The organism is Streptomyces sp. SID1328 (genome assembly GCF_009865595.1).
Classification (GTDB): Bacteria; Actinomycetota; Actinomycetes; order Streptomycetales; family Streptomycetaceae; genus Streptomyces; species Streptomyces griseoluteus.
Genome location: NZ_WWKH01000822.1, coordinates 1 through 8,566, shown reverse-complemented (window position 1 = coordinate 8,566; position 8,566 = coordinate 1). Strand labels below are relative to the sequence as shown.

5 protein-coding genes and 1 pseudogene are annotated in these 8,566 nt (G+C 72.8%); all 6 read left to right on the top strand.

Features of this window, described 5'->3' with window-relative positions; all coding sequences use genetic code 11:
- Positions 1 to 396: pseudogene (locus GT030_RS26260) on the top strand (cell division protein FtsK); the annotation flags it as partial.
- 175 nt (positions 397 to 571) lie between these two features.
- Positions 572 to 1,948 (top strand): ABC transporter substrate-binding protein, encoded by a 1,377-nt coding sequence (locus tag GT030_RS26255; RefSeq protein WP_161203232.1) that lies wholly within the window; start codon positions 572 to 574, stop codon positions 1,946 to 1,948.
- Positions 1,949 to 1,955: 7 nt separating this feature from the next.
- Positions 1,956 to 3,299, top strand: coding sequence for a sugar ABC transporter permease (locus GT030_RS26250; RefSeq protein ID WP_202460584.1), 1,344 nt, complete (start codon positions 1,956 to 1,958; stop codon positions 3,297 to 3,299).
- Positions 3,296 to 4,213, top strand: coding sequence for a carbohydrate ABC transporter permease (locus GT030_RS26245; RefSeq protein WP_161203230.1), 918 nt, complete (start codon positions 3,296 to 3,298; stop codon positions 4,211 to 4,213). The genes GT030_RS26250 and GT030_RS26245 overlap by 4 nt, the downstream gene beginning before the upstream one ends.
- A 140-nt stretch (positions 4,214 to 4,353) precedes the next feature.
- Entirely contained in the window at positions 4,354 to 6,558 is a 2,205-nt protein-coding gene (locus GT030_RS26240; RefSeq protein WP_161203229.1) for a bifunctional glycosyltransferase family 2 protein/CDP-glycerol:glycerophosphate glycerophosphotransferase, read from the top strand.
- 125 nt (positions 6,559 to 6,683) lie between these two features.
- A partial coding sequence (locus GT030_RS26235; protein ID WP_161203228.1) for a bifunctional glycosyltransferase/CDP-glycerol:glycerophosphate glycerophosphotransferase occupies positions 6,684 to 8,566 on the top strand: 1,883 nt, incomplete at its 3' end.

Sequence of the window (8,566 nt, the reverse complement as noted above, 5' to 3'; positions counted from 1 at the left end):
GTGACCGCGACCGGCACGGGCGGCCGTACGGCGGAGACGGAACCGGCGCGGCGGGCCACCCTGCGGGTGACGCTGGACGCGCCCTCCGGCGGACGCGGTACGGGACCCGCCGAGCGGAGCGCGGAAGGCGAACCGGCGCCGGGGCGCGGGGTGCTGGCGTACCCGGACGGCCGGGTCACCGGGGTGCAGGGCGGCCGGGTGACGGGCCGCATACCGCGCACCGCCACCCAGCGGCCGACCGTACTGCCGCTGGACTGGCAGCGGATGGGTGATCCCCCCACCCGGCGCCCGGTGCGCGAGCTGGGCAACGGCCCCACCGACCTGGCCCTGCTGGCGAGCGCGGTGGAGCGGGCGGCCCGGCAGGTGTCGGCCGGTCAGGTGCCCTCGCTGCTCTGAGCACCGGAGCACGGCAATGAACCGGCGCCGGCACGCATACCCCGATGATCACGAGCCCATCACGATGCGTGGCCGGACCCTGTGGGTGCTCTTGCCGCACCGGGGCGGCCCGGCGTACACCGGAGCGCACAAGCAGAGTTCAGGCGTTCAACGGAGAACGACGAACGGGGAAGTGATGCGCAAGCCGAGCGACACCATTCGAGGGCACCGGGCCGCAGCCGCCCTCGCCGCGCTGCTGGCGGGGGCCCTGACGCTCACCGCCTGCTCCGGCGGTGACGGTAAGAAGGACGCCGACGAGGGCGGCGGCGGTGCCACCGGCTCCACGGTGACCCTGCCGAAGCTGAACGGCACGGAACTCGAGGTCGCCGCCGTCTGGACCGGTACCGAGCAGGCGAACTTCAAGAAGGTGCTGGCGGAGTTCGAGAAGCGCACGGGCGCCAAGGTGACGTTCGTGCCCGCGCAGGACCCGATCATCAACTTCCTCGGGTCCAAGATCGCGGGCGGGCAGCCGCCGGACGTGGCGCTGCTGCCGCAGCCGGGCGCGATCAAGCAGGCGGTCGACAAGAAGTGGGCCAAGCCGCTCGGCCCGGACGCCGTCAAGGAGCTGTCGAAGAACTACTCACAGGGCTGGCAGGACATCGGCAAGGTCGACGGCAAGCCGTACGGCGTCTACTACAAGGCCGCCAACAAGTCGCTGATCTGGTACAACGCCCCCGTCTTCGAGAACGCTGGCGCCAAGGAGCCCAAGACCTGGGCCGAGCTGCTGACCGCCGCGCAGGCGGTGTACGACTCCGGTGTGACCCCCTTCTCGGTGGGCGGCGCGGACGGCTGGACGCTGACCGACTGGTTCGAGAACGTCTATCTCTCCCAGGCCGGCCCGGAGAAGTACGACCAGCTCGCCAAGCACGAGATCAAGTGGACCGACCCCTCGGTGAAGCAGGCGCTCACCACGCTCGCCCAGATCTGGGGCAAGAAGGACTATGTGGCGGGCGGCGCGGACGGCGCACTGCAGACCGAGTTCCCGGCCTCGGTGACCCAGACCTTCACCGGCGGCGACCAGCCCAAGGCCGCGATGGTCTACGAGGGCGACTTCGCGCAGGTCAACATCGGCGAGACCAAGGCGAAGGTGGGCGCGGACGCCAAGGTCTTCCCCTTCCCGTCGGTCGGCTCGACCGCGCCGGTGGTCTCCGGCGGTGACGCGGCGGTGATCCTGAAGGACTCCAAGGGCGCCCAGGCGCTGGCGACCTTCCTGGCGTCCCCGGACGCGGCGACGGTTCAGGCCAAGCTCGGCGGCTACCTCTCGCCGAACAAGAACGTGCCGGACTCGGCCTACCCGAACGAGACCCAGCGCACCATCGCCAAGGCGCTCATCAAGTCCGGCGACGACTTCCGCTTCGACATGTCCGACCAGGCGCCGCAGGCGTTCGGCGGCACGCCCGGCAAGGGCGAGTGGAAGGACCTCCAGGACTTCCTGAAGAACCCGAAGGACGTCGCGGGCACCCAGGCGAGGCTGGAGAAGGACGCGGCGGCCGCGTACGGGAACGGGGGCTGATCCGGTCATGGCATCGGCAGCGGCGGCCGGCGCCCCTCCGGGCCCGGCCGCGCCGAGGAGCCGCAGGAGCGTGACCGGGACGCGCAAGGTGGTGGCGGCGCTCTTCCTGCTGCCGGCCCTGGTGCTGCTCGGCGCACTCGTGCTCTACCCGATCGGGTACTCGGTCGTCCGCAGTCTCTACGACTCCTCGGGCGACCAGTTCGCCGGGTTCGACAACTACCAGGCGCTGTTCACCGACGACGGCATCCGCACCGCGCTGAAGAACAACGTGATCTGGGTGGTGTTCGCGCCCACCGTCTCCACCGCGCTCGGCCTGGTCTTCGCCGTGCTGACCGAACGGGTGCGCTGGGGGACGGCGTTCAAGCTGATCGTCTTCATGCCGATGGCGATCTCGATGCTGGCCGCCGGGATCATCTTCCGGCTGGTGTACGACCAGGACCCGGACAAGGGGGTCGCCAACGCGGTGTGGGTCGGGGTGCACGACTCCTTCGCCCAGTCGTCGGCGTTCCCGAAGGCGCACCCCGGCCGCGAGTCGCCGCTGGTGGGACAGGGCGGCGCCTTCGTCACCAAGGACCCGGTGAAGGCTGGCACCCCGGTCGCGCTGCCCCTGGTCGGCGTGGCCCCGGACCAGTTCCCGGACGACGCCGCCCGGGCCGTCGCCGCCCGGCCGGAGCCGGGGAAGGTCACCGGCACCGTCTGGCAGGACTTCACCCGCGGCAAGGGCGTCGGCAGGCTCGGCGCCCCGGACCCGGCCGAGCGCGGGTACGCCGGGATGCGGATCGAGGCCGTGAAGGACGGCAAGGTGGTGGCCTCGGCGAAGGCGGCCGGGGACGGCACCTTCACCCTGCCTGCCTCGGCGGACGGGGCTCGGCTCAGGCTTCCGGCGGCCAACTTCAAGGAGGCGTACAACGGCGTCGACTGGCTCGGCCCGGCCCTGGTCACCCCGGCGATCATCGGGTCGTACGTCTGGATGTGGGCGGGCTTCGCCATGGTGCTGATCGCGGCGGGGCTCGCGGGGGTGCCCAGGGAGCTGCTGGAGCAGGCGCGGGTGGACGGCGCCAGTGAGTGGCAGGTGTTCCGCAAGGTGACCGTGCCACTGCTGGCGCCGGTGCTCGCGGTCGTCACCGTCACGCTGATGATCAACGTGCTGAAGGTGTTCGACCTGGTCTACATCATCGCGCCGGGCTCGTCCCAGGACGACGCGAACGTGCTGGCGCTGGAGCTGTACCGCAAGGGCTTCTCCGAGGGGCGGCCCGGCGTGGCCAGCGCCATCGCGGTGTTCCTGCTGCTGCTGGTGATCCCGGTGATGCTGTTCAACATCCGCAGGCTGCGGCGGGAGGGCAGGCCATGAGCACGCACACCGAGAGCGCGGGACGGGTGCGCGAGCTGCCCGCGAAGGACACCGTACGGGGACGGCCTTCCCTCGGCGCCCGGCTGGTTCAGGGGCTGGGCGGCGGGCTGGTCCAGTTCTTCCTGGTCCTGGTGGCGCTGTTCTGGCTGGTGCCGACCATCGGGCTGCTGATCTCCTCGCTGCGCTCGCCGGAGGACATGAACGCGAGCGGCTGGTGGACGGTGTTCACCGAGCCGTCCAAGCTCACCTTCGAGAGCTACGGCAAGCTGCTGGAGAACGGCGACATCACCCACTCGCTGGTCAACACCGTGCTCATCACGGTCCCGGCGACGCTCGGCGTGGTGGTGATCGGCTCGCTGGCCGCCTACGCGTTCGCCTGGATGGAGTTCCCCGGCCGCGACTGGTGGTTCCTGGGCGTGGTCGCGCTGCTGGTCGTGCCGGTGCAGGTGGCGCTGATCCCGATCGCCGAACTCTTCGGCAAGGTCGGGCTGTTCGGCTCCATCCTGGGCGTGGTGCTGTTCCACATCGGGTTCGGGCTGCCGTTCGCGGTGTTCCTGCTGCGGAACTTCTTCGCGGAGATCCCGCGCGAGCTGCTGGAGGCGGCCCGGCTGGACGGCGCGGGTGAACTCCGGCTGTTCGCACGGGTGGTGATGCCGCTCGGCGCGCCCGCCATCGCGAGCCTCGGCATCTTCCAGTTCCTGTGGGTGTGGAACGACATGCTGGTGGCGCTGGTGTTCACCAAGTCCGGTTCCCAGCCGGTCACGGTGGCGCTCCAGACCCAGGTACGGCAGTTCGGCAACAACATCGACGTGCTCGCGCCCGGCGCGTTCCTGTCGATGGTGATCCCGCTGGCCGTGTTCTTCGCCTTCCAGCGGCAGTTCGTGTCCGGGGTGATGGCGGGAGCGGTCAAGTAACCGCGTCCGCACAGGTGTTGCCCGGGGGAATCCGTACGGATCCCCCGGGCGTCCCCCGTATGCCGTAGGAGCCGTAACCAAGTCACCTGGGCGGCCGTTGCCGGGCAGAAGGCCCGCGCCGACCGACCCATGGATGTGCCTTGCCCAGGTTCAGCGTCATCGTCCCCGCGTACCAGGTCCAGGCGTACCTCGCCGAGTGCCTGGACTCGGTGCTCTCGCAGTCCTGCGCCGACTTCGAGCTGATCGCGGTGGACGACCGCTCGCCGGACGGCTGCGGCGCGATCATCGACGAGTACGCGGCCCGCGACCCCCGGGTGAAGGCCCTGCACCTCGCGGAGAACGCCGGGCTGGGTCCCGCCCGCAACGCCGGTATCGACGAGGCGTGCGGCGACTACCTGCTCTTCCTCGACGGCGACGACACCCTCACCCCGCACACCCTGCGCGCCCTCGCGGACCGCCTCGCGGCGACCGGCGAGCCGGACGTGCTGGTCTTCGACTACGCCCGTACCCACTGGGACGGCACCGCCCTGCGCAACCGGCTCGCGGACCGGCTCACCGAGGACGGCCCGGCCCCCTTCACCCTGGCCGGCCGGCCGGGGCTGCTGCGGGTGCTGATGGTGGCGTGGAACAAGGCGTACCGCAGGGAGTTCGTCATCCGCGAGGGCTTCCGGTTCCCGCCGGGCTACTACGAGGACACCCCCTGGACCTTCCCGGTGCTGATGGCGGCCGGGTCGATCGCCACGCTCGACCGGGTCTGCGTGCACTACCGCCAGCGCCGCCGGGGCAGCATCCTGCGCACCCCCAGCCCCCGCCACTTCGACGTGTTCGACCAGTACGACCGGGTCTTCGCCTACCTCGCCGACCGGCCGGAACTGGAGCGCTGGCGGCCCGAGTTGTACGCCCGCATGCTCGACCACCTCACCACGATCGCCACCCGTCCGGACCGCCTCCCGCGCGACAGCCACCCCGCGTTCCTGCGCCGGGCCCGCGTCCACTGCCGCCGCCACCGCGCCCCCGGCACCCCGGTACCCCCCGGCCTCCGCCGCGCCCTGGTCCGGCACGGCCTGCACCGCACCTTCCGCACCCTGCGCCTGGCCGCCGCGCTCCGCCGCCACGCCCGCGCCTCGGCCGGGCGCGGAGAACAGAGGCTGCGGGCGGTCATGCTGCGCCTGCACTACCGGGTGCAGCGGCTTCTCCCCCTGCGCGCCGACCACGCCCTCTTCGCCGCCGACCCCGCCCCCGACCAGGGCTGCGACCCGAGCGCCCTGGAGGCGGCCTTCCACGCGCACGCCCCGCACATCCGCACCGCCTGGCTCGACCGCCCCGGCACCGCCGCCCACTTCACCGCGCTCGCCCGCTCCAAGTACCTGGTGCACAACGCCGGTTTCGGGCCCGGCCTGGTCAAGCGCCCCGGCCAGGTCTACGTCCAGACCCGGCAGGGCACCCCGCTCGGCCACACCGGCCTCGACCTCCAGGAACGCCCGGCGGCCGCCCACGGCACGGACTTCGCCGGGCAGTTGCGCGAGGCCGGCCAGTGGGACTACGTCCTCTCCGGCAACCGGCACTCCACCCTGACCTGGGAGCGGGCCCACCCCGGCGGCTACACCACGCTGGAGTACGGCAGCCCGCGCAACGACGTCTTCCAGCACGCCACTTCGGCCGACGTGGCCCGGCTGCGCGCGTCCCTCGGCGTGCCGGAGGGGGCGGTCGCCGTGCTGTACGTGCCCGCGCGCCGTGACCACCGGCGCACCCAGACCCCGCCGCTGGACCCCGCCCGGCTGCTCGGCCTGCTCGGACCCCGGTTCACCCTGCTGACCCGCGCCCCGCTCGGTGAGCCCCCGGCGGCGGGGGCCCGGCTGGTCGACGTCTCCGCCCATCCCGACCTGCCGTCCCTGTGTCTGGCCTCGGACGCGCTGCTCACCGACTTCTCGCCGCTGATGTTCGACTACGCCGGGCTCGACCGCCCGGTGGTGCTGCACACCGGGGACTGGGACACCTTCCGCACGGTCCGGGGCGCCTACCTCGACCTGCTCGCCTGCCCGCCCGGCCCGCTGGCCCGCACCGAGGAGGAGGTCGCGGACGTGTTCGCCTCCGGCCACTGGCGCGGGGTGCGCTCCGCCCGGCTGCGGGCCGCGTTCCGCGAGCGCTTCTGCCCGTACGACGACGGCAGCGCGGGCGAGCGCGTCGTCCGCCATGTCGTGCTGGGGCGCCCGGCGGGGCTGCCCGAGGCGGTGCCGCCCGGTGCGCGCAGGCCGGTGCGGTCGGCGGCAGAGACCCAGGTCAGGGCGCCGCTGCCGTCCGTGCCACAACCTTCCGGCCCGCTCCCCGTCACCGAGGGCCGCTGAACACCGTTGGACCTTCCGGGAGTCTCCATGCCCCTCGGCACGACGCGGCCCACGCCGACCCGGCCGTCCACCTGGCGTCCCGCCGGGCGGCCGGGCCGCGTCCGCAAGACGACAGAAAGAACAGCATGCCCCGCTTCAGCATCATCGTCCCCTCCCACGGGGTCCCGGGCCGGCTGTCGCAGGCCCTCGACTCGGTCCTCGCCCAGTCCTTCGGCGACCTGGAACTGATCCCGGTCTGCGACTCCCCCGACGCCCCGGCCACCGCGGTGGCCGCAGCACACGCCGAGCGCGACCGGCGGGTGCTCCCGGTGAACTCGCCGCCGTCGGCCGGACTGAGCGGGGCGCGCAACGCCGGGCTGCGGGCCGCGCGCGGCGGGTACGTGCTGTTCCTGGACGGCGACGACCTGCTGCTGCCCGGCGCGCTGGCCGCGCTGGACCAGCGGCTGACCGAGACCGCGGGCGTCGACGTGCTGCACGCCGAGTACGAGCGCGTGCCCTGGTGGGAGGGCGAGCCCGCCAACCCGGCCGCCCCCCTGCTGGCGAAGGCCCCGACGGGAGCCTTCGGGCCGGGCGCGGCCCCCTGGCTCACCGGCGTCCAGTTCCCCGCGTGGAGCGCCTGCTACCGGCGCTCCTTCCTCGTCGAGCACGAACTCACCTTCCCCGAGGGACACTTCACCGACCTCGGCTGGGGCGGTCTGGTCACCGTCGCCGCCGGCCGGATCGCGGTGCTGCGCCGGCCGGTCGTCCGGCACCGGGCCCGGCGCCAGGGCAGCAGGCTGAACGCGCCCGGACCGCACCAGCGCGACGTCCTGGACCAGGTGGACCGGGTGCTGCGCCGGGCCGCCGAGTCCGCGCTCCCATCGGAGCGGGCCGGGGCCCTGTTCGGGCAGCTCTTCCTCCAGGTCCTGAAGACCGCGTCCCGTCCCGAGCGGCTCACCGAGGGCCACCGGGCGTTCTTCCGCCGCGCCGGACGGCTGTACCGCAGGCACCGCCCGGCCGGGTACCGGGTGCCCGGCGGGAGCCTCGGGGTGCAGCACCGGCTGCTGGCGACGGGCGCGTACACCCCGTTCCGCGCGCTGCGCGGGGCCAACCGGGTGGCCGCCGGGGTACTGCGCCGGCTGCCGAAGCCGCGCATGCTGCGCACCCGGCTGCGCTACGCCCGAGCCCTGCGCCGCCCGCTCGATCCCAACCTGGCGGTGTACTGCGCCTACTGGGGACGCGGCTACGCCTGCAACCCGGCCGCGATCCACGCCAGGGCCCGCGAACTCGCCCCGCACATCCGCTCGGTGTTCCTGGTGGAGGCCGACCAGGCGCACACGGTCCCGGAGGGCGTGGAGTACGCGGTGATCGGGTCGCGCCGGTACTGGGAGGTGCTGGCCCGCGCCAAGTACCTGATCAACAACGCCAACTTCGCCGAGGGTGTCGTCAAGCGCCCCGGCAGCACGCATCTGCAGACCCAGCACGGCACCCCGCTGAAGAAGATGGGCGTGGACCAGTCGACGTACCCGGTGGTGGCCGCGCGGTCGGGCAGCTTCACCAAGCTGCTGGGCCGGGTGGACCGCTGGGACTTCAACCTGTCGTCCAACCGGCACTCCACACAGATGTGGGAGCGCGCCTTCCCCGGCTCCTACGAGCAGTTGGAGTACGGCTACCCGCGCAACGACGTGTACGTGACGGCGACCGCCGACGACGTGGCCCGTGTCCGCCGCGAACTGGGCGTCCCCGAGGGGGCCACGGCGGTGCTGTACGCCCCCACCCACCGCGACCACGCCACCGGCTTCGAACCCGGCCTGGATCTGGCCGCGTTCTGCGAGGCGGCCGGGGACGACGTGGTGGTGCTGCTGCGCGCCCACTACTTCTACGACCAGGGCATGGCCCGGAGTTCGGACCGGATCATCGACGTCACCGCGCACCGCTCGGCCGAGGACGTGTGCCTGGCGGCGGACGCGCTGATCACGGACTACTCCTCGATCATGTTCGACTACGCCAACCTGGACCGCCCGATCGT

Coding starts and splice junctions, on each gene's coding strand:
- GT030_RS26255 (WP_161203232.1), top strand. CDS start 572: ATGCGCAAGCCGAGCGACACCATTCGAGGGCACCGGGCCGCAGCCGCC.
- GT030_RS26250 (WP_202460584.1), top strand. CDS start 1,956: ATGGCATCGGCAGCGGCGGCCGGCGCCCCTCCGGGCCCGGCCGCGCCG.
- GT030_RS26245 (WP_161203230.1), top strand. CDS start 3,296: ATGAGCACGCACACCGAGAGCGCGGGACGGGTGCGCGAGCTGCCCGCG.